This window comes from Streptomyces sp. NPDC001480 (assembly GCF_042894725.1).
In the GTDB taxonomy this organism is placed as follows: domain Bacteria; phylum Actinomycetota; class Actinomycetes; order Streptomycetales; family Streptomycetaceae; genus Streptomyces.
Genome location: NZ_JBIAVX010000006.1, coordinates 250,487 through 276,195 on the forward strand (window position 1 = coordinate 250,487; position 25,709 = coordinate 276,195).

The following is a 25,709-nucleotide window of genomic DNA, read 5'->3' on the forward strand; positions in this document are numbered from 1 at the left end:
ACGATCGCCGATCGCCCCGTCGCCACACCCAACTCCCGCACCGCCCGCATTTCATCCCGGCCGGGACACCGCCACGCAGTCCCGCCGGTCCGTCGACGGGCCGCCCTGCCGGCCGCCCGTGGACGGCGGCATCCGGCATGGGCCGCAGCGGAAGGACCTCCCACGAACCAGAATGGACGAACCAGTCGATGTATCCGTCCGGATGGCCGTCGACGAGCATCGAGCTCCAGTACTCGGCATGCGAAGCAGCCACCGGCCCTCGTGCAACGGCTGTTCGCCGACTCGGCGGTAACAGTCAGCGACATGACGTCGCGTACGGTTGACCATTGCGAAAAACCGGCGGTGCCGATTAAATCTCCTGAATTCGTCCGGATTAGGATGAATCGACGGCTGTGGACCGCTGTGGTCTCCAACCGATGACGCAGCCCAGCGAGTAGCCGAGCGGTGAGCGGAGGCGACAGTCGGCCGTGGTGAATGCCAAAAGCAGCGATGCGAACGACATCGGCGCGCCCATGTCACACACTCCCCGTCCGCCGCACCAGCCGCAGGGACTGCGGAACGTGCAGGTCGCGCGTCCCCTGGCGCGACACCGCATGCGGATGCGGCTGCTCGACGCCGTGGACGAGGAGCGGCGCGATGTCGATGTGCTGCTGACCGCGCTCCAGCAGGCGGTGGCCGAGGTGCACGGTCTGGGCGGCATGGTGCATCTTCCGGGCGGCGGCATGAGCGGCATCCTCTACCTGGTCGCCGACAGTGGCCTGCCGGAGTCGATGACCCGGCCCTGGCTGATCATCCCGGCGCGGGGCTCGGCGCCGCCCAGCATGTCCGCCCGCGACGACGCCATCACCTGGCAGGCCCACCTGGCCCCGCCCGACCCGGTGCCGGGTCGGGATCCCGCCGCCCTGTGGCCTTCCCGGGTCCCCGACGGCATAGGCCACCTGGCCGTCCCCGTTCCGGGCGGTGGCCGGCGAAGGGGCGCGCTCTCGGTCCTCTTCGCCCCGGGCGACGAGCCCAGCGCGACGGAGTGCGCGTTTCTGAACGAGGTGGCGGCCTGGATGTCCAGCAGGCTCAGGTCGTCCGGGATCCTCAAGCCGTCCCCCACCCTGCTGCGGGCCCTGGAGAACGGGCCCGGAACGTGTGAAGCGCCTCCCAGGAACGCGGAAGGGGCGACCTCCATCACGTACACCTGGGACCTGCGCACCGGTGAGCTGACCGCCGACCGCCCCGTCGAGGAGGTGCTGGCCGGCATCGATCCGGAGGTGATGGTCGGCGGCATCGAGGCGTGGGCGGCGCTGATCCACCCGGACGACCTGCCGGGTGCGGTCACCGGATTCGACATGGGCATCCAGCTCCGCGGTGGCTTCCAGGACGAGTACCGGATCCGGCGGCAGGACGGCACGTACCTCTGGATCGAGGCTTGTGCGCGGACGCTCACGGACGAAGCGGGGGTCCCGGTGAAGGTGATCGGCAGCCTCCGGGACAGCAGCGAAACGCACACTGCGGCCGAGTCGGTGGGCCGGGCGCTGCGGCACATGAGCGACGGCTTCGTCTCCCTGGACAGGGACTGGCGCATCGGATTCCTCAACCAGGCCGCCGAGAAGCTCTTCGGCGCCGCGGGCGACGTGGCCGGAGCCCTGCTCTGGGACATTCCTGCGCTACAGGCCCTGCCGGATCTGGAGCAACGGTGCCGGGCCACGGCGGCCGAGGGCCGGCCCGCCGGGCTGGACGTACCAGGACCGGACGGGGCGTCCTGGTACCACCTGCGGCTGGTGCCGGTACCGGAGGGTCTCACTCTCTACATCACCGACACCACCGAGCGGCATCTGCGGGAGGTCGAGCGGGCCGCCGCGGAACGGGCCGCGGGGGAACGCGCGGCCCTGGTGCAGCGGACCACGCGGGAGCTGGCCGAGGCTGTCACGGCTCAGGACGTGATGGCGGCGGTGGCCGACGGTGTGATGGCACCCCTGGGAGCCACTGGTCTCATCATGCTCGGCGTGGCCGACGACCGACTGACCGTGGTCGGCTCCCAAGGGTATTCGGAACGCTTCACCCGGATGCTGGACGGCAAGTGGCCGGTGGCGGACAACCCGGTGGGGGACGCCCTGAGCACCCGCACCGCCCTCTTCATCTCCTCCCCGGAGGAGTTCCTGGAGCGCTACCCGGCAACCAAGGTCCTGGTCCGGGAAGGGCGCAAGCAGGCGTGGGTCTTCCTGCCGCTGGCCGTGTCCGGGCGCGAGATCGGCGCCGCGGTGATCTCCTTCGGCCGGCCGCGGGTGCTGGACGATGACGAACGGACGCTGCTGACGGCGCTCAGCGGACTGATCGCGCAGGCCATGGAGCGGGCCGGGCTCTACGACGAAGCGACGACCCGGGCCCGCACCCTCCAGCGCAGCCTGTTGCCGCAGGCACTGCCCGAACTGCCCGAGGTGACGACGGCGGCGCGCTACCAGCCGGCCGAACAGGGAGCAGACGTCGGCGGCGACTGGTACGACGTGATCCCCCTCTCTGCGGCCCGGGTGGCGCTGGTGATCGGCGACGTCATGGGCCACGGTATGGCCGAGGCCGCCACCATGGGCGGGCTCCGCACGGCCGTCCGCACCCTCTCGGAACTGGAGCTGCCGCCCGACGAGATCCTCGGCCACCTCAACGACATCGTCGGCGAGCTGGGCACGGACGCCTTCGCCACCTGCCTGTACGGCATCTACGACCCGGTGACGCGGATTCTGTCGTACGCCAGCGCCGGCCAGCCGCCCCCGGCGGTCGCCCACCCCGACGGCACCGTCACCTTCCTGTCCATGGCTCCGGACCCACCACTGGGGGTGGCCGCTCCGCCCTTCGACACCCACGAGACCCTGCTGCCCGCCGACAGCCTGCTCGCCCTCTACAGCGACGGCCTGGTGGAGAGCAAGGACAGGGACCTCGCCACCGGCATGAGCCACCTCGCCGAGCTCCTCTCACAGTCCGTGCACGCCATGCAGGCCTCACCAGCGGACGGGTCAGACCTGGACGCCCTCTGCGCCGACCTCACCGCCGCCCTCCTCCCCGCCCACGGCGCGCTGAGCGATGACGCCGCCCTGCTGCTGGCCCGCACCCATCCGCTGGACGCGGAGAACGTCGCCGAGTGGCCGTTGCCGGAGGACCCGGTGGCGGCGGGTCAGGCCCGTGACCTGGTCCGCGTCCAGCTCGCCGACTGGAACCTGGCCGATGAGGACCTGCTCATGACCACCGAGCTCCTGGTCAGCGAGCTGGTCGGAAACGTCGTGCGGCACGCCTGTGGCCCCATCCGGCTGCGCATGCTCCGGAGCCGCACACTGATCTGCGAGATCTCCGACGCCAGTCTGACCACACCGCACATCCGCCACACCTCCGCCACGGACGAGGGCGGGCGCGGCCTACAGCTCATCTCCGCGCTCTGCCAGCGCTGGGGCACCCGTCACACCCGCACCGGCAAGTCCATCTGGACCGAACAGCCCCTCCCGCCTCCGATACCCCGCTGACAACTGCGCCCCGTCCCGCGCCCTGACGGCAGTGGCGCGCGTCGACGTCCTACCCGCCCTATTGGGCCTGGTCCGAGTCGGAACCCGAGTCGGAGAACTCTGTGACGGCGAGCCGGGCTGGGGTCAGTGACCTTCGGTGAGCGCATGTCTCGGCCAGTCGCAGCAGTCCGGGAGCCAGTGCCGCGCCGACCAGGTCGGTGGCCTGGAGGGTGAAGGTGCTGCGGAGGCCGACGGGGTCGACGCTCGCGCCAGGACTGAGCAGCGCCCCGAGGCTGCGTACCACTGCGGCGGCCTTCCCGCGCAGGGCCTGGGCGCGTGGGGTGGGAACCATGGTCTGTCCGGCCCGGACCAGGAGGGGGTCCTGGAGGGCGCGGACGGGCGAGGGTGCGGCTCATGGCGGCGGGCGAGGTGTGCAGACGTGCGGCGGCGCGGGTCACGCTGTGCTCGGCCAGCAGAGCGTCCAGCGCGATGGCGAGATTGGCGTCGATGACCGGATCCGGGCCGCTCACCAGCATTAGCTCCCACCGGGAACATCGGCCGCCACCTGCTCCCGCGGCTCCTGGAGTCCGCCCCCGCCGCGGGGGGAGGAACTCCGCGTGATCGTGCGCGTTCCCGCCCGGCTTCCGGACGCGGCGCGCGGACGCGTCGAGGTGGTCACCGGCTCGCACGCAGAAGCCGAGGTCCTCGACCGGGCCTTCGAGGGTGCGGACGCCGTCTTCTGGCTCGTCCCCCCGGACGCCTCCCAGACCCCGCAGGACGCCTACAGCGGTTTCACCCGCCCTGCCGTCAAGGCGCTCGCCGCCCATAGCGTCGGCCATGTCGTCGGCGTCTCCGCGCTCGGCCGCGGCACCCCGCTCGCCGACCGGGCCGGCCTCGTGACCGCCTCCCTCGCCATGGACGACCTCATCGCCGGCACCGGCGTGGCCTACCGGGCCCTGGCCGGCGCGTCGTTCTTCGAGAACCTCCTGGAGGAGACCGACTCGATCCGCGAGAAGGGCGTCTTCACAGACTCCGTCGACGCCGACCGCAAGGCCCCCTTCGTCGCCGTCGCCGACATCGCGGCCGTCGCCGCCGGCCTGCTGCTGGACCGCTCGTGGGCCGGCGCCGACAGCGTCCCGGCCCTCGGGCCGCGGGGCCTGTCCCCCAACGACCTGGCCCGCATCATGACCGAACAGCTCGGCCGCCCCGTCCGCTACGAACGCCGGCCGCTCGACGAGATGTACACGACCCTCGTCGGCTACGGCCTCGATCCCGTAACCACCGTCACCACCTGACACACCGTCCACCCGGCCCAGAAGATCAACGCCACGGACGGGCCATTTTTCAGACGGAGTTCGGACGGCGGAACCGGGCCCGCAGGAGAAGCGCCGTGCCCGCTGCGGCGATGAGGAGCACACTGCCCGCGGCCCACGCCATCACCGCGGTGCGGGATGTGCCGGAGGAGTGCGCCGCCGCCTGTGTGGAGCAGGCACTCGCTCGTGCGGCGGGGGCGATGCGCAACCGGGCCCATGGTTTGGAGGACTGGCCTTCGACGTGTTCCGCATCATGTCGGTAAACGGTGTAAAGCCCGGGCGTGGCATCGCACTTGAGAGTGGTGGTGGCGGTCAGGACGGCCTTGGCTCCGCGCAGAGTGGGGCGGTCGGTGAACGCACGGGAGTTGAGGGTGATGTCGCCGTCCATCCCCTCGTCATCGTTGTCGGTGATCGTGATGCGGCTGCCGGCGTGAAAGGTCCGCACATCCCACTCCGACTGGGGCCAGGTGTCGTCCGCAGGCCAGTGTTCTTCCCGGTCCGGCGGGGGCATCTTCTTCACCTTGTCGCGACAGGCGCTGCGTGCGGCCTCGTCGGCGGGTTGGACGTGCAGCCGCGCCCAAGGGGCCGGATGACCGGCCGGTCCGTCGGCGCCGGCCCCGGTCCGCGTGACCGGATACGTGCCGGGCCGGGCATCGCAGGCGATGGTGACGGTGGCCGTCAGCACCGGTGTCATCATGCGCAGCCGCCCTGCCGCAAGGAACACGGTCGAGTGGACGGTGTCGCCGTACGCGGCCTGTCCGCTCTTGGCAATGACCATCAGGGTGTCACCGGGATGCACAGACCGGGCACCACGGAGTGGCAGCGGCGGTGCCGACGGGGAGGCCGAGGCGGGCCCGGCCGCCAGGAGGGCCAGCAGCAGCGGGAGCGCCGCCCACGCGGCCGTACGGAGTCGGTGCATCGTCTCGCCCGTCTGTTATTTGGTGGTATGTCAGTAATTACTCGCTAGTATGCCATTGGTCGATATGCCGAACTGGTCTGCGGCTCCCGTGAGTTGGGGGTCGCCCGCCGTTCGGCTTCCTACTAGATGGAAAGACACCTCGTTGCGTTCCAGACACAGATGGATTCCGGCCCTCACGCTCGGACTGTGCGCCGGCATACTCGGCACCGGCCCGGCGTCTGCCGCAACCGGCACTCCGCCGCCGGCCGGTTCCGCCGCGCCGACTGCCTCCGCCCCAGCCGGTCAGATGCCGTCGGGGTCGCCGGCGCCCTCGGCGTCTTCGACGGTCGCGGGGGCCGTCGAGCCGACCGCCTCCCCCTCCCCGTCGGCGTCGTCCACGAGCACGGAGCCCGCCGCCCCAACGGTGCCCTCCGCCCCCTCGGGAGCGCCGAGTCTCAGTGAGGAGGAGAAGTACTGGACGGCCGACCGCATGGACGAAGCGGTCCCGGTCGACGCCGCACCGCACTCGGCCCCCGCCTCGCCGCACGGCGTGGCCGGCGTCACCGGGGCGGACCGGTCACCGCCCTCGGGTACGCCCGACCCGGAGCACTTCGGCGGGCACCCGATGGTGGGCACCTTCTTCTTCGACGGCAGGCCGCTGGGCGGAAAGAGCACGTACTGCACGGGCAGCGTCGTGCACACCGCCGCCAAGGACATCGTCCTGACCGCCGGGCACTGCGGCCGCGGCCTGGAGGGTGCCGAGCACCGCATCTTCGTACCGCAGTACCGCGACGGCAAGTCCGCCGCCGATCAGCCGCACGGCGTGTTTCCGGTCTCCCAGGTGTACATAGACCCGCGCTACGAGAAGAACACCAAAGCACCCACCTCCGACCTCGACCTGGCCTTCGCGTGGGTCGGCTCCAACAGCCGGGGCAAGGTGGAGGACGTCACCGGAGCTCTGACGTTCACGCCCACCGCCAGCTACACCCACAACGTCACCGTCATCGGCTATCCCGGCAGCGACAGCGTCAACCCCAAGCACGAGCCGGTTCGCTGCCCGGTCACCACCTCGCGGCTGCCGGGATTCCGGCAGATGCGCATGACCTGCACAGGCTTCTACGGCGGTGTCTCCGGCGGTCCTTGGATCGAGGACTACAACCCCACCACCGGCACCGGCAAGGTCATCGGCAACACGGGCGGGTACAACGGCGGTGGCAACGACGCCAACGACGACTGGGTGACGTACGCACCGGTCTACGGCAAGGACGCCCAGGACCTGTTCGCGGACGCCGCCGCCCACCGACTGCCGGGCAGCAAGCCGCCGTACCAGCCGTCGACGGACAGCCCCCGACTGCCCGGCGCGGCAACCACCTGGCAGCACGCCAAGCTGCTCGCCTCCGGCGACTTCCGCCAGACCGGCCACAGCGACATGATCGTGGTCTGGACCGACGGCGAAGTCACCCTCTACCCCGGCAACGGCAACGGCGGCTACGACACCGAGCGGCAACTGCTGGCCCCCAACGGCACGTGGACCCACGCGGAAACCATCACCGCCGGTGACTTCACCGGGTCCAACCAGTTCGACCTGCTGGTGCGCTGGTCCGACGGCGAGGTCACCCTCTACGGCGACGTCGGCTCCAAGGGACTGAACTGGGCGGGCACCCAGATGATCAAGCCCAACGACCTCTGGAAGAACGCGATCCAGATCGCGGCGGGCCGCTTCAACGCCTCCCAGTACGTCACCGACCTGGTCGTGCGCTGGGTCGACGGCGAACTGACCCTCTACACCAACGTCAGCGCCGGCACCTTCGGCCAGGAGCACAAGCTCAAAGACCCCAACGACACGTGGAAGGACGCCACACTCCTGACCGCCGGTGAGTTCTCCGGCAACCAGAAGTGGGACCTCATGGTGCGCTGGACCGACGGTGAACTCGACAACTACGTCGGCACCACCACGTCGGGCCTCGGCACCGAGCAGCGCATCCTGGACCCCAACAAGCTCTGGACCCATGACAGTGCCATGACGACCGGCAACTACACCGGAAACGGTCGTACCGACGACCTCGTCATCCGCTGGTCCGACGGCGAGACGACCATGTACACCGATACGCTCGCCAACCGACTGGGAACCGAACACATGCTCGTCGCCCCGACTTCCTGAGCCCACCCCGGAACCACTCGGTCGGCCGCGGGACAACTCGCGCGCCGGCCGGGCGTTCGTGGATGTGCTCTGAGTCATCGAGCGCCGGAGGCGGCCACGCGCGTAGCGGGCGATCCCGCCGCCTCCCATATAAAACTCCAGCTTCCCGGTGCGCTAGAAACCGTCGCCGCACAGCCGGGTGACGCCGCCGGTCGACAGCCCCTGGTCCGTCCCCGGCAGAGGGGCACTGACACCGGAAGCTACGCCTGTTACTCCCGGTGCAGAGAGGCGAGCCAGCGGTCGTCCTGGAACTCGGCAGGCACCTCTTCCTCCCAGGGATCGATCCCGCGGCGCTCCAGTTCGTCAAACCATCGGTCCCGCTGCGACTCGGGGAGCCGTCGTCCGCACCAGGGACAGAAGCTGATCGTGATGCTCGACGTGCCGCCGTCATGGATGATCAGCCCGTACTCCTGGAACTTCGCGCTGAAGTCGACCAGCGCGTCCGGGCAGGCGAAGGAATCGTCGTGCTGTTCGCAGCCCACGTTCACGCGGCTGGTCATCGCCTCGCAGCAGTGATTGGTCATGACCTCGGCTTCTCGTTGTCGGCACCGTGACCAGAAGTAGACCACGGTCTGTAAGGATCACCGGGTGGCACACGGACGGTCGGTCACGAATGTGGAGCCGACGGCAACATGGGTTGACGCGCACACCTGGTCGGTACCGGCCGGGGCAAGGAAGTGTCGGTGTCGCGCCGGCGGCAGGAGCAGGCGCCCGAGGCATTCGCCTCTGCGCTCACCGACTTCCTTGAGCCAGCTCCGGACCTCGGGTGACATGCGAAGACGGAAATCGCGCCGCACACTTACCGGCGCGGGCCTGGCTCTGCTACCTGGTAGCCGCGAGGCGTGTAGAGGGTGGAGTGCGGCCCGGTGGGTGCTCGCGGTCTTCTCGTAGCGGGTCGTGATGTATCCCCACTGCTTCAGGCGGTTGGTGCACCGCTGCGTTGCTCCGCACGAGTCCCGGTTTCGAGGAGCCGCTTCCGAAGCAGGACGGCACCGGATTCGGCGAGCCAGTCCGCGAGCGTACGCAGTCCGGGATGGATGATGCGCAGCGCCTCGATGTCGGCATGCCAGCGCGATCCGGCTGCCCAGCGCTCCCTGGCCCGGGCGATCTCGGGGTTGAGCCCTGTGGCCTCGGCGTGGGTCAGCTGCTTGTACCGGATCGCCGTACCGGTGGCCTCGCTGATCGCGGCGACCGCCTCGGCCGGAGTGGGGGCGTCCCCGGCCAGTTCCAGAATCCGTCCGGCGAACCGGTCCGGCTGGTCGAAGGCCAGCGCCGCGAACTCGGCGATGTCCTCCACCGCGATGATCTGGACGGGTTCGTCCGGCGGGAAGATGTGCCGGTGCACGCCGCGGACGATGCCGTCGAGGCCCATGGGCGTCGAACCCAGGTAGTTCGACATGAACCGCACCGGACGCAGAACGGTCACCGACCGGATCCGCTCACACAAGTAGTCCTCGATGCGTTTCTTTCCCTCGGAGCCACCCGGTCGACCCGGCGTGGACGCGATACCCGTGAACACGACGTGCTCGACTCCCGCCGCGGCCGCGGCATCGATCAGTGCCCGGCCCCGGGTGAACTCGCGCTCCACGTCAGGGCCGTCCGGTCCGAACGCCACGGGTGGTACGGCGAACAGGGCCGCTGCTCCCTCCAACGCGGCAGGCAGACTGGACCGTTCGTCGAAGTCGCCGTGCACGAGCTCCGCTCCCGCGGCTGCGAGTGCTGTGGCGGCGGGTGCGTTCGTGTCCCGTACGAGCGCGCGCACCGGTCTGCCGGCCGCCAGGAGCCGGTGTGCGGTGGCACCGCCCTGCCGACCGGTCGCACCGGTCACCACAACCAAGCGGTCAGTGGTCATGTCGTCCTCCGCCCCGGGACGGTCGGTGGGTACGGTGGGTTGGACCCGGGGTCGATGTGGAATGCTCCACCCGGTCGAGTGGCACGGACAAGGGATTACGTGACATGACCGCAGCTCCCCAGGACCCGGGCCGGGCCGATGCCCGCCGTAACCGCAGGAAGGTGCTCGCCGCCGCTTCGCAGGCGTTCGACGAATACGGCCTGGACGTCTCGCTCGCCGCGATCGCACGGCAGGCGGGGGTCGGCACCGGCACCGTGTACCGGCATTTCCCCAGCAAGGAGATCCTGCTGGAGGCCGTACTCGTCCAGCAGGTCGACGACCTGGTGGACGCCGCTCGACAGTGGGCGGCCCGCGTTGACCCCGTCGCGGCGTTCTTCGGCTTCCTCCTGGAGGTCGTCGACACGTCCCACGGGCGCAAGTACGCCTGCGACGCCTTGACCGAGCAGCCGAGTTGGCCACGGCCGTGCCTGGCCGCGTCGGCACGACGGTTCCGCCGGGCACTTGACGAACTGCTCCGCGCAGCCCAACGGGCTGGTGGGGTCCGCACGGACGTCAGCACGGACGATGTCGCCGCGCTCACCGTCGGGTGCGCGACGATACGGGCCGCCCACCGCGACCAGAACAGGGGCACCCGCATGGTGCGGCTGGCGCTGGAGAGCCTGCGAACTCCCTCATCCGTCACGCAAGACTGGCGGTTTCGTGACACTCCCGGAACGCTGCACACACCGTCGTGGTGCGAGGAATGCGGGGCCCCGCTCGAGGCCCGCTCCACCGGCCGCCCGGCCCGCTACTGCGGAGCGACCTGCCGACAGCGAGCACATCGCCGCCGTCTCGACACGGCAGCCAGGGATGCCGTCGGCTGAGTCCGGCGCGAGCGGCGCGACCGGCGCCTCAGGTTGCCAGAGGTGAACCCACACGGTGAGCCGTGCCGTCGGCGTCCACGTACGCGAACTCCCGGAGGCCGTAGAGCGTGTCCGACGGGTCGACGAAGCGGCCCTCGACCCCGGAGGCCTTCCACTCGGCATAGACGGCGTCAGCGTCACTCACGTAGAGGTAGATGACGGCTCCGGTGCGGTGAGGATCGTGCTCCAACCACTCCGTGAGGTGGACCGAGACCGATCCCCGCTCGGCGGTGCCGTAACGATCAGGGCCCTCATAGGCGTTGGCCGTGAAGCCCAGACGCCGGTATCGATCCAGAGCGGCGTCTAGATCCCGGACCGGGACAACGGGCGCGACCCGTGTGAAGGCGACTTCTGGCATGCGGCCAGTCTTGCAGGCAGGGGGCCTCGGGCACAGCGGGAAAGCAGCCCTCGGAGAGCCATCACGGGGCAGGCTCATAACCTCAAGGCGCTGCCGAGGTGAAGTCGTTCGGCGAGCACATCGGTGGTGTCCGACAGCTTGATGCCCGCAATCCAGATGACAGCCGCACTGGCCACGAACAACACCAGCAACACCGGCGAACCCAAAGATCCCATACAGCTGGGAGTACCCGCCGGTCCAGGGCAGAATCAGCGGGAATTCCGGGGAATCGGTTACTCGACGAGGCCGTCGCCCGGTGTCCGGCCATCTCATGGCAGAGGGTGAGGCCGGGCACGGTCCGTGAGGTACGCGCCGCATCGCATCAGCGGGCTCACCAGCCATGGAATGGGCGCTGCCGTGCGGTTCGCCCAGCAGCGGATGTCCGCACCCTGGTGGGCGGGAGGTTGTCGTGTCCCGCCCCAGCGGGGTCTGGAAGCCTGGTGAACCCCGCCGTCAGCGGCACGCTTCTTTCTGTAGCACCAGCAGGGCGATGTCGTCGAGGCGTCGCCTGGTGGTGTCGGTCTTGCTCAGCACGGCGTCGATGAGCAGGTGCAGGTCCTGGTCGTCGGCCTCGGCGAGATGGTGTGCGAGGTGGGTGATGGAGTCGTCGAGGTCGACGCCCGGTGTCTCGACGAGGCCGTCGGTGTAGAGGGCCAGCAGCATTCCCTCGGTGAGCGGGACCTCGGTGACGGGGAAGGCGGCGTCGGGGTCGATGCCGAGGAGCGGTCCGGGTGGGACCTCGAGGGGCCGGGTCTCGCCCTCGGGAAGGCGCAGGATCGGTGGCGGGTGGCCGGCGCTGGCCAGCGTCACGCGTCGGCGGGCGAAGTCGAGGTGGACGTAGAGGGAGCTGGTGAACAGGCCGGGGGCGAGATCGGTCAGCAGCCGGTTGGTCCGGTGAAGGACCTCGTCGGGCGGTGTGCCGAGGGTCGCGTGGGCGTGGACGGCGGTGCGTACCTGCCCCATCAGGGCGGCGGCGGCGACGTTGTGGCCCTGGACGTCGCCGATGACGGCCGCCGCGGCGGTGTCGCCGAGGCGGATCAGGTCGTAGAAGTCTCCGCCGATGTCCATGCCGCGGGTGGCGGGCAGGTAACGGGCGGCGACCCGCAGGCCGTTGATCGCCGGGAGGCTGCGTGGGAGCAGCGCCTGCTGGAGACCGTGGGCGAGTTCGTGTTTGGTGTCGTAGAGGCGGGCGCGGTCGAATGCCTGGGCGACGAGCCCGGCGAGCGAGGTCATCACGGCGCGTTCCTCGGCCGGGAACGCGTGGGGGCTGTCGTAGGACAGGACGCAGACTCCGACCGGTCGGCCGGAGATGACCAGAGGCAGGAAGGCCCAGGCCTGCTTGCCACTGACCGACGGTGCCTCTGGGTAGCTGCGCCGCATCTCCTCGACGTCGGCGAAGAACGCGGGGACGCCGCTGGCCAGGGCGTGCCCGGCCGGGGTGAAGGCGGTGTCGAGCGGGAGGCCGTCCAGACTTGCGATGCTCTCGGAGGCATAGCCGCGGTGGCCGGTGATCCGCAGTCGGCCGGCGTCGGCGGTGGACAGGACCAGGCCCTGGGCGCCGAAGGCAGGCATGATCTGGTCGGCTACCAGATCGACGACGTCCTGGACACCGACGACCTCGGCCAGCGCGGCGGCGAGATGCGTGAGCTGGTACAGCTGGCCGGCACGGGCCGGTCCAGCGGCGCCTGCGGGCTGGGGGGACGCCGGTGGGGACGGTTCGTGCGCACTGCTGGGAAGGATCCGAGCGCTGATGCCGCTGTCGTCCGGGTACAGGTGGAAGTCCAGCCACTGGTCCGGCGGCCGGCACGCCGTGAACGAAACAGGCTCCCGGCTGATCACCGCGGCACGGTAACGGTCCTCGTGGACCGGATCGTCGAGCCAGCGCAGGGACTGCCACGGCAGGGTGCCCAGCAGCTGACCGGCCTCACGGCCCAGCAGGTCGGCGGCACCGGAGCTGACGTAGGTGAAGCGCCCCTCCAGATCCAGGGCGCAGCTGCCGCCGGGCAGGCGATCGACGAAGTCGGCGACCGCCAGCTCCGGAGGCACGGACCGCTGGCCGGCGCCGACGGGCACGGCGCGCGGCCGCTCGCGGCCTGCGGGAGCGCCCTGCTCGGCGGCTTCCTCCAGCAGCCGGGCCAGACGCCGGCAACTCGACGTGATGTTTCCGCGCTCGCGTCGGGTCATGTGCGGCGGACGCGTGGCCGGCCACATCAGCAGCAGGGATCCCCACCGCCGGACGCCGGTGACCGGCGCGGCAGCCAACGCCAGCGGGTAGGGAAGCACCATCGCGGTGCGCGGATAGGTGCGGACCATCTCCTCCTGGCTGCCGACCCACACCATGCGGTCCTCGCGCACGGCGTCGGCGACGGGTGCCGGGCCGGCGAGCGGAACCCTCGTCCAGGGGGCGGCGAACTCGAGCGGCACCCCGCACACCACGTCCAGGCACAGCAGCCGCTCGTCCGGTGCGAGCAGGTACAGAGCGCCGATGGACGCACCGGTTCGGCGCACCGTCTCCGCGAGCGCGGCGTCCAGTGCATCGGCACCCATGCCAGGATCACCCGTACCGGTCGTGACTGCTCCCCGTCCGGTAGTGACTGCTCCCCGTCGGAGCGGCACCCGAACGCCGCGCATACCCGGCCTCGCCCATATGAGGACCGTACGCCCGTGCGGAGCGGTCGGCACGCGGTCCCGGAGTGATCGATGGATCCACGCCACCGGGCCTGCCGGTGGCTGAGCCCGGGTGCCGGGCGTCGACAGCTGTCGGAAATCCTTCGGATCCTCCGCCCGGATGTCGGTTTTCCGGGCTCTGCGGGCTGTGACTGGCCTCTGGCTGGAACCGGCCGGAAAGTGGCCGTCGTGCTGGCGACCCGCCGCACCGGAACGGAGGATTTGTGAACGTCGGAACAACGGCGGCCGGACCACGGCAGAGTCCGAAAGCCACGCTTGTCATGGCTTGCGTCGGGGTGTTCGTCGCCTATCTGCCAGTCACCAGCGTCTCGGCGAGCCTTCCTGCCATCCAGCGGGCTCTGCACGCGTCGACCTCACAGCTGTCGTGGATCTCGGACGCGTTCGTCCTGCCCATGGCGGCCCTCATCCTGACCGCCGGCGTCTTCGGAGACGTGCACGGCCGCAAGAAGGTCTTCCAGGCGGGCCTGCTGTTCGCCGTCATAGGAGCGGCCGTCGCCCTGAGCGCGCACTCGGTCCAGGTTCTGTGGGTCGGGCAGGCACTGGCCGGGCTGGGCGCGGCCGCGCTGCTGCCCACGACGCTGGCGCTGATCAGCCACGCGGTGCCCAACCCGCACGAGCGTGCCAAGTTCGTCGGCCTGTGGGCCGCTGCCCTGATGTCGGCACTGGCCGCCGGTCCCCTGGTGGCGGGCGTGATCCTCGACCACGCCGCCTGGCGATGGATCTACCTGCCGGCCATACCGGTAGCCGTGCTCACCATGGCGGTCGCGGTGCCCCTGGTGGACGACTCCCGGGCCCCTGGCTCGCGTCGGCTGGACTGGCCTGGCCAGATCACCGCCGCGCTGGCGATCACCTCGCTCGTCTACGGCGTGATCGAAGGCGGTGCCGACTCCTTCTCCCGGCCCAGGGTGATCGTCTCCTTCGTGCTGGCCGCCGTCAGCGCCCTCGTGTTCGTCCTGGCCGAGCGGCGCAGCGCCAGCCCGATGCTGGACCTGGCGCTCTTCCGCAGCCCGGCGTTCAGCGCCACCACGCTGATCGCGATGATCACCTTCCTGGGCCTGATCGGCTTCTTCTTCGTGCTCAGTCTCTACTTCGGCATGGTGCAGCGGCTCGACACCCTCGACGCGGGGTACCGGCTGTTGGCGGTGACGGTGGTGTGCCTGCTCGTCGGGGTCGTGGCAGGGCCGTTGATGCGCCGGGTCTCGGCACGCCTCCTGATCACCACTGGTCTGCTGTTCACCATGGGGGCCCTGCTGTCCCTGACCGCGCTCGACGCGCACACGCCGTTCGGTGCGCTGGCCTGGCGGCTGGCCCTGCTCGGCTTCGGCCTGGGTCTGGTCGTCACGCCCATGACCGCCACCGCCGTGGCCTCCGTACCTCATCACCTGGCCGGTATGGCGGCGGCGGGCAACAACGCCTTCCGGCAGGTCGGCGGCGCGCTCGGCCCGGCCGTTCTGGGCGTGCTGCTGACCACCAGGGCCACCGACACCCTCCCCGGTCATCTCGCCGACGCCGGCGTGGACGGCTCGACGGCGCAGCGGATCACGGCGGCGGTGGACTCCGGCGGGTTGGGTGTGGTGGCCCGGATGGACCTGGGAGCGGAGACCGGCCGGGCCCTGGGCGCTCTCTCGGCGGCCTTCCTCGACGGCCTTCAACTGTGCCTCGTCGTGGCCGCCGCTCTCGCGCTGCTCGCCGCGGTCGTCGGGGTGGTGCTGCTGCGCACCCCGCGGGCGGCGGCCCCGCGGGGCCCCGAGGAGGCGAAGCCGTTCGCCGAACGCGATCCGGACCCGGAGCCGGTTCTCGTGGGTGCGGGCGGTGGGCACGGCCCGGTGTCGGCCCCGATCCCGCGGTCGGGCGGGTGGGGCTTCGCGGGCAGTGAGACCGATGTTCCCGCCCGGGCCGGTCGTGGGGCCGTTCTCTCCGGCCGGGTCTGTGACGCCGTCGGCGACGGCATGGCGGGTGCCGCGCTCACCCTGGTCTCGTCGGCCGGGAGCCAGGTCGGCCGAGTCGTGGCCGACATCGTCGGCCGGTACGAGCTGACCGCCCCGACGGGAGGGTCGTACGTGCTGATCGCCGCCGCGGACGGCCACCAGCCCCAGGCGTCCACGGTTGTGCTCGGCGAGCGGCCGCTGGTCCATGACCTGGTTCTGGCCGGAGGCAGCAGGGTCGCCGGCACCGTGGTGTCGGCCGATGGCGGAATGGCCGTGGAGGGCGCCCTGGTCACGGTCACTGACGTACGCGGCGACGTACTGGCCGGCGGCATGACCGACACCGCCGGGCGTTTCGCCTTCGGTGAGCTGCCGGCGAGCGACGTCACGCTCACGGTGAACGCCCCTGGGTTCCGGCCCGCCGCACTTCGCGTGCAGGCCTCCGACCCCGAAGCCGGCGCGCTGAAGGTGCCGCTGTGGTCGGGCGCGCAGCTGCGGGGCGTCGTACGGGCGGGTGCCCACCTTCGGAGCCTGGCCGACGCGCGGGTCACGCTGGTGGACGCGGCCGGGAATGTCGTGGGCACCACCACCACCGGCCCTGACGGCGGCTACGCCTTCGCCGATCTGGACGCCGGCGGCTACTCGGTGATCGCTGCCGGGTATCCGCCCGTGAGCAAGGCGGTCTCCGTGGACGGCCGGATTCCGGAGGACGTCCATCTGGAACTGGCTCACCCGGACAGCTGAAGCCGTGGCCCAGTCTGCCCGCTCGCATACGTGCCGGATCCGGTGACACTGGGGCATACAGCAGCCGGGTCCGGTGCGGGGCGCCGGCCGTGGGGACGGGAGCGCGCCCAGCTGAGGTCCGGGTCCTTCCGGGGCCCGGACCTCACCCGCACGACCTGACGCTCGACAAGGAGGAACCCAGTGCGGGCCCAGCCACCCGATCCACTCGATCTGAAGCTGTTGCAGGCGCTCCAGCTCGACGGCCGGGCGCCGTTCAACCAGATCGCGGACGTCCTGGGGGTGTCCGACCAGACCGTCGCCCGCCGCTTCCGGCGGCTGCGCAGCACCATCCATCTGCGTGTGCTCGGTATCACCGACGAAAGCCGACTCGGCCGCAGCACCTGGCTCCTGCGCCTGCGTTGCATCCCGGACACCGCCGAACAACTGGCGAGCGCACTGGCCCGGCGCCCGGACACCGCCTACGTCAGCGTCATCTCCGGCGGCACCGAAGTGATGTGCGCGATGAAGCCGCGCACGCGGCAGGAGCGGGACGAACTCCTCCTCGACCGCCTCCAGCGCACCCCTCGTGTCACGTCGGTCAGCGCCCACTGCCTGCTGCACCAGTTCTATGGCGGACCGGTCGGGTGGCTCAGCAAGATCGATGCCCTCAGCCCCGACGAACAGGCCGCCCTGAGTCCGCCACCCGTCGACCCAGGCACCGATACCGTCGTGCTGGAGGACGCCGACGAGGCGCTGCTCGCCGCCCTCGCCCGCGACGGACGGGCCTCGCTCACCGAACTCCAAGCGAGCACCGGCCTGTCGGAATCCGCGGTACGGCGGCGTGTGGATCGACTGCGTTCCATCGGGGTCCTCTACCTGGACGTGCAGTTCGACCACGAACACCTCGGCAACGACGTCGTCGCCATGCTCTGGCTCACCGTCGCCCCGGCCGCCCTCGCCGACACCGGCCGTGCCCTCGCCTCGCACCCCGAGGTACGTTTCGCGGCGGCCACCACGGGCCAGGCCAACATCGTCGCCGCCACCCTGCATCCCAGCACCGGAGCCCTCTACACCTATCTCAGCGACAAGATCGGAGCCCTGGACGGCGTCCGCTCCGTCGAGACCACCCTCGCCCTGCGAGAGGTCAAGCAGCTCGCTTACGAGCCCGGCCGCTGACCGGTGGCCGGGCCGCGCGGGCCCAGCCACCGGTGATGCGTGGGCGCCCTTACGGGGCCATCTCGTACGCGCCGGACAGCGCCTCGACCCGCTGCCAGACCCGCTCCGAGCGTGCCTCGTCGACGACCGGCCGCCGGACCGAACCCAGGGCCCAGGTCTGCTGCTGTTCGGTCGCCGAGTCCTTGCCGTGCAGTTCGACGGCGTGCGCGGAGAAGTCGCGTACGAGGACGGCGAAGAGCTCGTCGAGCACGTCCTCGTCGAGTCCGGTCAGGGCGGCCTGCTCCAGGACGAGCTGTCCGTGTACGACGAGGGCGAAGAGCTGGCCGACCGCGAGGAGGAGGTCGAGGTCGCGGCTCTGCTCCGCGTCGGGGGCAGCCGTGGCGACGAACGCGCAGAGCGCGTCGGCCTGTTCACGGAAGCGGGTCACGTTGGGCAGGTGCGCGTACGCGTCGAAGGCGGGCCGCCAGTCGTGGAAGCGCACCGAGCCGAGGCCGCGGGCCGGTCCCTGCCGGAACAGGAAGTCGTCGTCGGCCGCGTCGAGGCGGGTCGGCACAGCGGGGTAGTCGACCGGGTCGAGGAGGTGGCTGCGCATGAACTTCAGGATCAGCGCCAGGTTGACGTGGACCGTGCCCTCGAGCTTCGGCAGACCACGGATCTCCACGGCCGCCTGGCCGAAGTAGTTGTCCTTCTCGAAGCCCTTGGCCGCGATGACGTCCCACATCAGGTCGATGACCTTCTCGCCCTCCGTGGTCACCTTCATCTTCGTCATCGGGTTGAAGAGCAGGTAGCGGCGGTCGTCAGGGCCGGCGGAGCGGAAGTAGTCGACAGCGCGGTCGCTGAAGTACTTCATGCCGACGAGCCTGACGTACGCGTCGGTGAGCTCGCGCCGCACGTGCGGGAAGCCGGTGACGGGGCGGCCGTAGAGGATGCGGTTGTGGGCGTGGGTGACGGCCTCGTACATCGCGTGCTCGCAGATGCCGATCGAGGCGGTGCACAGGTTGAACTTCCCGACGTTGACGGTGTTAAGGGCGGCGTCGAAGGCCGCGCGGCCCGTGTGCAGGACGTCCCCGGCCGCTACGGGGTAGTCCTCCAGGCGGAACTCGCTGACGAACTTGGAGGAGTCGACGACGTTCTTGACCAGGCGGTAGGCCGGGTGGCGGCTGTCGGCGGCGAAGAACACGTAGCCGTCGGGTCCCTCGACGTCGGTACGGCGGCCGAAGACGGAGACGAGTCCGGCGGCGTTGCCGTTGCCGATGTAGTACTTGGAGCCGGTGGCGCGGAATCCGCCGTTGCCGTCGGGCTCGAGCAGCATGTCCGTGGAGTAGATGTCGGCGCCGTGGGCCTTCTCGGACAGGCCGAACGCGAACACCTCGCCCTGGGTGAGGAGTTCGGCGGCGCGGGCGCGAGCAGCGGCGTTGTCGCTCTGCCAGACCGGGCCGAGGCCGAGGATCGTGACCTGCCAGACGTACCAGTAGTCCAGGCCGTAGAAGCCCAGGATCTCGTTGAGCGCGGCGATCCGGGCGGTGTCCCACCGCTTGTCCGGCTCCGTCTCCCCCGCGACGGCCGACGGCGTCAGGAAGGTGGCGAACAGGTTCTCCTTCGCGGCGAAGGCGAGGAAGTCGGCAAGCCACGCCCGGGTCCGGTAGTCCTCGATCAGCCGCCTCTTCCCGCGCTCCTCGAACCAGTCGACGGTGGCACGCAGCAAGCGGCGCGTTTCGGGGTCGAAGTGCGCGGGGTCGTAGGTGCGCGGGTTGAACAGCAGCTGGTCAGCCATGATGAGGATGCCTTTCGGCTGGTGGACGGGTGGGAGTCGGGAGGTCCGACGGCCGGGCCGGCCGGCTCGGGAGGATCGGCGGAGGGCGCGGCGGCGATCAGCGGCCCGGACCGAAGCGGCCCAGTGTGGCGAGCACGTCGTCCAGCCAGTCGATCATCATGCGCTCGTACGCGATGCCGCCGCGCAGTACGACGTGCTGGAGCTCCCGCTCCGCGTCGAGCGGCTCCGCCGGTCCGGCCGTGCTCGCCCCGGGACCTGTGAAGTCCCGCGTCTCTCCCGCGAGATAGTGCGCCAGCCGGTCACGGTGCGCCTGCCGGTGCCGCTCCACCTCGCGGATCAGTGCGGCCGGGTCGTCGAAGGCGGCGCCGCGGATCTTCACGGCCAGGTCGTGACGGACCCTCTCCGGCTCGATCGGATCGTGCAACCAGGAGGACAGCGCGGCCCGGCCGAGATCGGCAACGCTGTACTCCTTCTTGTCCGGCCGGCCCTGCTGCGGGACGTCCCGGACGTCGACCCAGCCGTCGTCCTCCATGCGCTTGAGCACGCGGTAGATCTGTTGGTGCGTCGCGGTCCAGAAGTAGCCGATGGACCGCTCGAAGCGGCGGGCCAGCTCATAGCCGGATCCCGGCTTCTCCAGAAGCGACACCAAGATCGCGTGTTCGAGCGCCACGACGCCGATCCTTCTATGCAACTCGTTGCATAGCAAGCCCGCCCGCTCCGATGCGACGCGGCTCACCCGAGTCCGACCCCTGTGACCGCGGCAGAGCGTCGCCCACGCCGACGCCGGCCCCTCGGGGGGCTGTGAGCTGCCTCACCCACCGCTGTCCGTCCCGGCACACAAACCGCCTGGTCAGTAACTCTCTCCCTCGGTCGGCGCCTGCCTGTTGGCCGGATACGTCAGTAATCTGTCATTGCAGCCAGTGCGAGCCTCGATACAGGCTGTGACCGTGTTAGAGCGACGTGTTGTGGTTGTGGTGTACGCGGGCGCGATGGCGCTGGACATCACCGGACCGATCGAAGTTTTCGATACCGCCAACCGGCTTCTTGCCCCGCCGAGTCCCCCTACCGGATCGAGCTGGTGTCCGCCGACGCCCCACTGGTGCGCACGAGTTCGGGAGTGAGCGTGGAAGCCGCGCCACTCGCGGCGGGGCAGGGACCGATGGACACACTCCTCGTGCCGGGCGGATGGAGTCTCAGTGACGCGCTCCGGGACCAGCCGCTGGTGTCCTGGATCGGCCGGGCAGCGGCCCGGTCTCGCAGGGTCGCCTCCGTCTGCGGCGGATCGTTTTTGCTGGCGGAGGCGGGCCTTCTGGACGGCAGACGCGCCACCACGCACTGGGCGTACAGCGAGGCGATGGCCTGCCGCTATCCGGACGTGGCGGTGGACGCCGAGCCGATCTTCGTCTGGGACGGGCCCTTCGTGACCTCGGCGGGCGTGTCGACCGGCATCGACATGGCGCTCGCCCTGGTGGAGGCCGATCACGGTGCGGCGCTCGCGCTGGAGACGGCACGGTTCCTGGTGCTCTTCCTCAAGCGGCACGGAGGGCAGTCCCAGTTCAGCGCCGTCCTTGACGCCCAGTTGGCCGACCATCCGCCGATCCGGGCCGCGCAGGAGTGGATTCTGGACAACCTGCACAACCCGTTGCCCGTGGCCGAGATCGCCCGGCGGGCCAACATGAGCCTGCGCAACTTCGCCCGGGTCTTCAGGCGCGAGGTGGGCACGACACCCGGCCAGTACGTCGAGCGAACGCGCATTGCCCGCGCACGCGAGCTGCTGGAGACCACCGATCTGACCATCAGCCAGATAGCGGGCCGCTGCGGATTCGCCGCCCCCGAGACGTTCTTCCGCTCCTTCGGACGAACCCTGGGACTCACTCCGAAGGAGTACCGGCACCGCTTTCAGGTCATCTCGCCATCCGGCCTCATCGACCGGCACCAGGAGACGGACAGGAGCCCCGCATGACCATCACGACCTCGGACGCACCCGAGGCAGAAGCGTTACGCCTGGTCGACCACCTGGCCGGGGAACTCGCCAAGGCCGGTGTCACTCACGTCTTCGGCGTCGGCGGCGCGAACATCGAGGACCTGTACGACGCCGTGCACCGTGGAAGCACCATCCGCGGCGTCGTCGCCAAGCACGAGTTCTCCGCGGTCACGATGGCCGACGGATACGCCCGGACCACGGGACGCCTCGGCGTTGTCGCCGCCACCTCGGGCGGCGGTGCGATGAATCTGATTCCGGGCCTGGCGGAGGCGTACGCCTCCCGGGTGCCCGTGCTGGCCCTGGTGGGCCAGCCGCGCACCGGCCAGGAGGGCCACGGAGCGTTCCAGGACTCCAGCGGCAAGGGAGGCTCCTTCGACGCCGGGGCGCTTTTCGCACCGGTCTCCCGGTTCTGCGCCCGGGTCGAGGACGCGGACCAGCTCATGGAGATGCTGCCCCGGGCGGTGTCGGCGGCTCAGGCCGATCCGCGAGGGCCGGCAGTGCTGCTGTTGCCCAAGGACGTACAGCAGGCGCACGTCCGGCTCCCCGGGCACAGCGTGCCGCCGACGGCATCGGTGGCACGGCTCGACAGCACGGCCCTCACCGCCGTGACGGACGCCCTTCGCGGGGCCGGTCGCGTCCTCGTCATCGCCGGTGAAGACGTCGCCGCCGCGGACGCCCGTGCGGAGCTGGCCGAACTGGCCACGAAACTGGGGGCGTGGGTAGCGGTCACGCCGGACGCCAAGGATGTCTTCGACAACCGTGATCCCCGGTTCGCCGGGGTGGCCGGGGTGATGGGCCATGCCAACGTCGAGGACTGCCTGCGGCGGGCCGACGTGTGCGTGCTGGTCGGTACCCGGCTTCCGCTGCTGGCCCGCGGCGGCCTCGACCGGGCCCTCGCCACCACGGACATCGTGTGCCTCGGTCCCGAACCACCGTTCGTGGCGGCCACCGCACTGGGCGGGGACCTGCGGGACGCGCTGCGCGCGGTGACCCGCCGACTACCTCGGCGCCCCCATGCCTGCCCTCAGCACGCCGGTCCCCACCCCGCACCGATGCGGGGCCCGGTTTCCCGGGGCCGCGGGCGAACCGTCGCCTACACCGAGGCGATTGCCGCGGTGGAGGCGGCACTTCCCGAGGACGCCCACGTCTTCGTGGACGCCGGCAACGCGGGTGCCAGCGCGATCCATCTCCTGCCGGCACCACGCCACGGCCGCTTCGTGGTGGCGGTCGGCATGGGCGGCATGGGCTACACCTTCGGCGCCGGCATCGGCGCCGCGCTCGCCACCGGGCGACGCACCTACGTACTCGCCGGCGACGGGGCCTTCTTCATGCACGGGATGGAAGTGCACACCGCCGTGGAGTACGCCGCACCCGTCACCTTCGTCGTCTTCAACAACAACGCCCACGCGATGTGCGCCCTGCGTGAGGAGTTCCTCCAGGGCGGGGTCCGCGGCGACGACCTGTTCGGCCGGACAGACCTCGCCGCAGGCCTGGCCGCCGCCTTCCCCTCCCTCGACGTCACAGGAGCCGGCGACGCGGCTCAGCTACGTGAGGCGCTGCTGCGCAGCAACACCAGCCGCGCCCCGGCCTTCGTCGCGCTGGACTGCGATCCCTGGGAGGTCCCTCCCTTCCTCCCCTTCCGGCCCTTCACCGAAGCCACCCACAGCACCGAACGCCCCTACGCCAAGGAGAACGCAGATGAACGAGGAGCCGTCCACGTTGGCTGACATCCCCGGCCTGATGCGGATCGAGAACCCCGGCAAGGAGGAGCTGACCGCCCACTGCATGGAGCTCACCCACGCCGTCTACCCCCACCATCAGGTCTACGGGCAGTACTGCACCATCCACGAGTACGTCGACTGCCCCCCTGAGCAGGCCTACGACTACCTGCGCCAGGGGCACCACCTGGAGGAGTGGACCTGTAGCCTGCGGGACTTCACGCCCGCCGGCACGCCGGGGGTGTGGGTGGGATACGACCGGCTCGAGGCGGACACCAGGATCTACTGCAAGGTCGTCGCCAACCCCGAAGCCATGACCGTGGACTACCACTGTTCCTGGGACCAGGGCGAGAAGCTGTGGATGATCTACCTGATGCGCGTCGTACCGGCCCACGTGGTGCTCGACAAGCCGGGATCGGTGATCACGTGGACCAACTGCCGACACCCCTACTACGACGCCAACCCGCACCCCGGCATGGCCCCCCGCCCGGACCGGCCCTGGGTGGGCGACTACTGGGACCTCTTCTACGCGGGGCACACCGTCGAGATGAACAACCTCAAGGCGATCCTGGAACACCGCCACCGCGCCGGCCGGCCGGTCGGCGTGGCCCCGGCGAAGGCGGTGGCGCGGTGACCACGGTCAGCCTCACCGACGTCGCGAGCTACCTCCCCGGCGAGCCGGTCCCCGCCGAGTTCTACACCGAGTACCCCGGCGCCGAGGACAAGCTCCGCGACCACCCCATGTTCAAGGTCCCCCGGTCCCGCCACCACGTGGCCCCGGACGAGACCAACGCGGACATGGTCGAACGCGCCGTGCAGCCCCTGATCGAGCGGCACGGCAGGGACGAGATACGAGGTGTCGACGTGCTGCTGGTGCACAGCCAGCTGCCGGACCTGCCGTTCACGGGCGCCGGCACGGAGGTGGCACGCCGACTGGGGCTGAACCCGGAGTGGCTCGTCGACGTGGCCAATGCCGGGTGCGCATCCTTCGTGTACATGCTCAAGATGGCCCGGCAGATCCTCACCACCACGGATGCGAAGACGGCGCTGATCTGCAACGCGCAGAGTGCCGCGGGTCAGTGCTTCACCCAGTCCGAGGTGCGCAGGCTCGCCCAGGCGGCGATCCCGGGCGACGGCTGCGGCGTGGGATACGTGACGACGTCGGCCGGCGCGCCGCTCCTGGACGTGGAGACCCGGCACATCGGGGAGTACGCCGGGGACATGACCGTTGCGGTCGACGACGGACGCAAGTACTGGGAGCCGGGAGAGTCCCAGCTGCGGATCGGGTTCACCGATTCCAGCCTCGCCAAGGTCCTGGCGCGCGGGAACCGCCTCGTTCCCGAAGTGGTCACCGACCTGTGCCGACGCCTCGGGGTGGCGACCACCGCCATCGACGTCCTCATCACCAATCAGCCCAACCGCACCTTCCTGCGGAACTGGCGAGAGGCGCTGCAACTGCCGGCCGAACGGCACCTGAACACCTTCGAAGAGTACGGGAACCTGTTCGGAGCGGCGCTCCCCATCACACTGGACCGCGCCATCCGCTCACGGCAGGTGGAGGACGGCGATCTGGTGGTCCTCGGGGGGTTCGCCCACGCCGGCGACTTCGCCGGTGCCGTCGCCGTCCGCTGGCAGAGCGGGCGGCGATGACCGATGGGCGCTCCCGTGCTGCACCGACTGGGCCTGAACGAAAGCCCGTACCCGCCACTGCCCTCGGTGCGCAAGGCGATGCGACGGGCCGTCGCCGAGGCTCACCGGTACCCGCAGTTCTACCCCGACGACCTGACCAAGCGGATCGCCGCATGGTGCCAGGTTCCTCCCGACCACGTCGTGGTGGGCAATGGATCGGTGGGCGTGGCACTCCAGTTGCTTCGGACAGTCGTCGAGCGCGGCGACGCGATGGCCTACGCCTGGCGCACCTTCGACGCGTATCCCCTGCTGGCCGACATGGTCGGCGCTCGCCCCGTTCCGGTACCCCTGTCACCGGAAGGACACCAGGACCTGGGCGCCCTGCTGGCCGTACTCGACCACCGCACACGTGTCGTGGTGCTGTGCAGCCCGCACAACCCCACCGGGAGCCTGGTCACCGCCGACGCCCTGTCGGCGTTCCTGCACCAGGTCCCCCGACACGTCACCGTGCTCCTCGACGAGGCGTACGTGGAGTTCGCCCGCGGCACCGGCCTGCCGGACACGTCCGCGCTCCTGGGCGCACACCCCAACCTGCTGGTCCTGCGCACCTTCTCCAAGGCCTACGGTCTCGCCGCGCTGCGGGTCGGCTACGGACTGGGCGACTCCGGGCTGGTGGCGCGGATCCGCCGGAACCAGCTTCCTTTCGGGATCAACGCGGTGGCAGCGGCGGCCGTGAAGGCCTCATTGCGAGCCGGCAGCGAGCTGCGTTCACGCGTGGACACCGTCGTCGCCGAACGTGAACGGCTCCGGCACGAACTCCTGGGCCTCGGCTGGCACGTGCGCCCGGGCCACGCCAATTCCGTCTGGCTCGCCGCGCCCGACCCGATCGACGAGGGCGCGGCGGCACTCACCGACGCCGGTGTCCAGGCCCGCCACTACCCCGGCGAGGGAATCCGGCTCACCGTCGGCAGCAGGGAAGCCAATGACACCGTGCTCGCCGCGCTGGCGGGGGTCGGCTGACAAGACAAGTACCGAGCTCCGACCGGCGGTTGGC

The 25,709-nt window shown here is 70.5% G+C and carries 19 protein-coding genes and 2 pseudogenes; 11 read left to right on the forward strand and 10 right to left on the reverse strand.

Translation table 11 applies throughout. The features are described 5' to 3' along the window. Nucleotides 1-512: 512 nt before the first annotated feature. Nucleotides 513-3,497: a SpoIIE family protein phosphatase gene (locus ACFY01_RS16695; protein ID WP_390736434.1), complete on the forward strand. Its 2,985-nt coding sequence runs from the start codon at nt 513-515 to the stop codon at nt 3,495-3,497. A 151-nt stretch (nt 3,498-3,648) separates the two neighbouring features. Here ACFY01_RS16695 and ACFY01_RS16700 read toward each other — a convergent pair. Further along, nucleotides 3,649-4,012 (reverse strand): annotated as a pseudogene (locus ACFY01_RS16700) (LysR family transcriptional regulator); the annotation flags it as partial. Nucleotides 4,013-4,029: 17 nt separating this feature from the next. On the opposite strand from ACFY01_RS16700, the pseudogene ACFY01_RS16705 reads away from it, so the two are divergent. Next, a pseudogene (locus tag ACFY01_RS16705) lies at nt 4,030-4,747 on the forward strand (NAD(P)H-binding protein); the annotation flags it as partial. A 73-nt stretch (nt 4,748-4,820) separates the two neighbouring features. On the opposite strand, the gene ACFY01_RS16710 reads toward ACFY01_RS16705, so the two are convergent. Continuing rightward, nucleotides 4,821-5,708: a hypothetical protein gene (locus ACFY01_RS16710; protein WP_390736435.1), complete on the reverse strand. Its 888-nt coding sequence runs from the start codon at nt 5,706-5,708 to the stop codon at nt 4,821-4,823. A 282-nt stretch (nt 5,709-5,990) separates the two neighbouring features. Beyond that, nucleotides 5,991-6,179, reverse strand: a complete 189-nt coding sequence (locus ACFY01_RS16715; protein ID WP_390736436.1) for a hypothetical protein — start codon at nt 6,177-6,179, stop codon at nt 5,991-5,993. Between ACFY01_RS16715 and ACFY01_RS16720 the strand changes: the two genes are divergently transcribed. Then, on the forward strand, nt 6,178-7,848 hold the full coding sequence (locus tag ACFY01_RS16720) for a trypsin-like serine protease (protein WP_390736437.1): 1,671 nt from the start codon (nt 6,178-6,180) through the stop codon (nt 7,846-7,848). The genes ACFY01_RS16715 and ACFY01_RS16720 overlap by 2 nt on opposite strands. Before the next feature lie 248 nt (nt 7,849-8,096). On the opposite strand, the gene ACFY01_RS16725 is transcribed toward ACFY01_RS16720, so the two are convergent. Then, nucleotides 8,097-8,411: a DUF6980 family protein gene (locus ACFY01_RS16725; protein ID WP_390736438.1), complete on the reverse strand. Its 315-nt coding sequence runs from the start codon at nt 8,409-8,411 to the stop codon at nt 8,097-8,099. Nucleotides 8,412-8,803: 392 nt separating this feature from the next. After that, nucleotides 8,804-9,739, reverse strand: coding sequence for an NmrA family NAD(P)-binding protein (locus ACFY01_RS16730; RefSeq protein ID WP_390736439.1), 936 nt, complete (start codon nt 9,737-9,739; stop codon nt 8,804-8,806). A gap of 104 nt (nt 9,740-9,843) precedes the next feature. On the opposite strand from ACFY01_RS16730, the gene ACFY01_RS16735 reads away from it, so the two are divergent. Beyond that, on the forward strand, nt 9,844-10,602 hold the full coding sequence (locus ACFY01_RS16735; protein ID WP_390736440.1) for a TetR/AcrR family transcriptional regulator: 759 nt from the start codon (nt 9,844-9,846) through the stop codon (nt 10,600-10,602). 28 nt (nt 10,603-10,630) lie between these two features. On the opposite strand, the gene ACFY01_RS16740 is transcribed toward ACFY01_RS16735, so the two are convergent. From ACFY01_RS16740 to ACFY01_RS16750, 3 genes are all read right to left on the reverse strand, one after another. Further along, nucleotides 10,631-10,999: a VOC family protein gene (locus tag ACFY01_RS16740; RefSeq protein WP_390736441.1), complete on the reverse strand. Its 369-nt coding sequence runs from the start codon at nt 10,997-10,999 to the stop codon at nt 10,631-10,633. 74 nt (nt 11,000-11,073) lie between these two features. Then, nucleotides 11,074-11,214, reverse strand: coding sequence for a hypothetical protein (locus ACFY01_RS16745; RefSeq protein WP_390736442.1), 141 nt, complete (start codon nt 11,212-11,214; stop codon nt 11,074-11,076). A gap of 277 nt (nt 11,215-11,491) precedes the next feature. Next, nucleotides 11,492-13,585, reverse strand: a complete 2,094-nt coding sequence (locus ACFY01_RS16750) for a SpoIIE family protein phosphatase (RefSeq protein ID WP_390736443.1) — start codon at nt 13,583-13,585, stop codon at nt 11,492-11,494. Between the two features lie 401 nt (nt 13,586-13,986). Here ACFY01_RS16750 and ACFY01_RS16755 point away from each other — a divergent pair, with 401 nt between their 5' ends. Together ACFY01_RS16755 and ACFY01_RS16760 are read left to right on the forward strand one after the other, a co-directional pair. Beyond that, complete coding sequence (locus ACFY01_RS16755) at nt 13,987-16,395, forward strand: MFS transporter (protein WP_390736444.1); 2,409 nt, start codon at nt 13,987-13,989, stop codon at nt 16,393-16,395. Nucleotides 16,396-16,575: 180 nt separating this feature from the next. Next, a complete protein-coding gene (locus tag ACFY01_RS16760; protein WP_390736445.1) occupies nt 16,576-17,550 on the forward strand; it encodes an Lrp/AsnC family transcriptional regulator in 975 nt (324 codons plus the stop codon). Nucleotides 17,551-17,599: 49 nt separating this feature from the next. Here ACFY01_RS16760 and ACFY01_RS16765 read toward each other — a convergent pair whose 3' ends face one another. Beyond that, entirely contained in the window at nt 17,600-19,324 is a 1,725-nt protein-coding gene (locus ACFY01_RS16765; protein WP_390736446.1) for an acyl-CoA dehydrogenase family protein, read from the reverse strand. A gap of 97 nt (nt 19,325-19,421) precedes the next feature. Continuing rightward, entirely contained in the window at nt 19,422-19,994 is a 573-nt protein-coding gene (locus ACFY01_RS16770) for a PadR family transcriptional regulator (protein WP_390736447.1), read from the reverse strand. Nucleotides 19,995-20,441: 447 nt separating this feature from the next. On the opposite strand from ACFY01_RS16770, the gene ACFY01_RS16775 reads away from it, so the two are divergent. The 5 genes from ACFY01_RS16775 to ACFY01_RS16795 are packed head-to-tail and all read left to right on the forward strand — an operon-like array spanning nt 20,442 to nt 25,675. Continuing rightward, nucleotides 20,442-21,287 carry a GlxA family transcriptional regulator gene (locus ACFY01_RS16775; protein WP_390736693.1) on the forward strand — a complete coding sequence of 282 codons (846 nt, stop codon included), beginning with the start codon at nt 20,442-20,444 and terminating at the stop codon, nt 21,285-21,287. After that, on the forward strand, nt 21,284-23,035 hold the full coding sequence (locus ACFY01_RS16780) for a thiamine pyrophosphate-binding protein (protein ID WP_390736448.1): 1,752 nt from the start codon (nt 21,284-21,286) through the stop codon (nt 23,033-23,035). Before ACFY01_RS16775 ends, ACFY01_RS16780 begins: the two co-directional genes overlap by 4 nt. Further along, a complete protein-coding gene (locus ACFY01_RS16785; RefSeq protein ID WP_390736449.1) occupies nt 23,007-23,660 on the forward strand; it encodes an SRPBCC family protein in 654 nt (217 codons plus the stop codon). Before ACFY01_RS16780 ends, ACFY01_RS16785 begins: the two co-directional genes overlap by 29 nt. Next, nucleotides 23,657-24,676 carry a 3-oxoacyl-ACP synthase III family protein gene (locus tag ACFY01_RS16790; RefSeq protein ID WP_390736450.1) on the forward strand — a complete coding sequence of 340 codons (1,020 nt, stop codon included), beginning with the start codon at nt 23,657-23,659 and terminating at the stop codon, nt 24,674-24,676. Before ACFY01_RS16785 ends, ACFY01_RS16790 begins: the two co-directional genes overlap by 4 nt. A gap of 15 nt (nt 24,677-24,691) precedes the next feature. Continuing rightward, complete coding sequence (locus tag ACFY01_RS16795; protein WP_390736451.1) at nt 24,692-25,675, forward strand: aminotransferase class I/II-fold pyridoxal phosphate-dependent enzyme; 984 nt, start codon at nt 24,692-24,694, stop codon at nt 25,673-25,675. Nucleotides 25,676-25,709 lie beyond the last annotated feature (34 nt).

Bases quoted from the DNA above. Each gene is read 5' to 3' on its own strand.
- ACFY01_RS16695 (WP_390736434.1), top strand. From the start codon at position 513: ATGTCACACACTCCCCGTCCGCCGCACCAGCCGCAGGGACTGCGGAAC.
- ACFY01_RS16710 (WP_390736435.1), bottom strand. From the start codon at position 5,708: ATGCACCGACTCCGTACGGCCGCGTGGGCGGCGCTCCCGCTGCTGCTG.
- ACFY01_RS16720 (WP_390736437.1), top strand. From the start codon at position 6,178: ATGGACGAAGCGGTCCCGGTCGACGCCGCACCGCACTCGGCCCCCGCC.
- ACFY01_RS16715 (WP_390736436.1), bottom strand. From the start codon at position 6,179: ATGCGGTCGGCCGTCCAGTACTTCTCCTCCTCACTGAGACTCGGCGCT.
- ACFY01_RS16725 (WP_390736438.1), bottom strand. From the start codon at position 8,411: ATGACCAATCACTGCTGCGAGGCGATGACCAGCCGCGTGAACGTGGGC.
- ACFY01_RS16730 (WP_390736439.1), bottom strand. From the start codon at position 9,739: ATGACCACTGACCGCTTGGTTGTGGTGACCGGTGCGACCGGTCGGCAG.
- ACFY01_RS16735 (WP_390736440.1), top strand. From the start codon at position 9,844: ATGACCGCAGCTCCCCAGGACCCGGGCCGGGCCGATGCCCGCCGTAAC.
- ACFY01_RS16740 (WP_390736441.1), bottom strand. From the start codon at position 10,999: ATGCCAGAAGTCGCCTTCACACGGGTCGCGCCCGTTGTCCCGGTCCGG.
- ACFY01_RS16745 (WP_390736442.1), bottom strand. From the start codon at position 11,214: ATGGGATCTTTGGGTTCGCCGGTGTTGCTGGTGTTGTTCGTGGCCAGT.
- ACFY01_RS16750 (WP_390736443.1), bottom strand. From the start codon at position 13,585: ATGGGTGCCGATGCACTGGACGCCGCGCTCGCGGAGACGGTGCGCCGA.
- ACFY01_RS16755 (WP_390736444.1), top strand. From the start codon at position 13,987: ATGGCTTGCGTCGGGGTGTTCGTCGCCTATCTGCCAGTCACCAGCGTC.
- ACFY01_RS16765 (WP_390736446.1), bottom strand. From the start codon at position 19,324: ATGGCTGACCAGCTGCTGTTCAACCCGCGCACCTACGACCCCGCGCAC.
- ACFY01_RS16780 (WP_390736448.1), top strand. From the start codon at position 21,284: ATGACCATCACGACCTCGGACGCACCCGAGGCAGAAGCGTTACGCCTG.
- ACFY01_RS16785 (WP_390736449.1), top strand. From the start codon at position 23,007: ATGAACGAGGAGCCGTCCACGTTGGCTGACATCCCCGGCCTGATGCGG.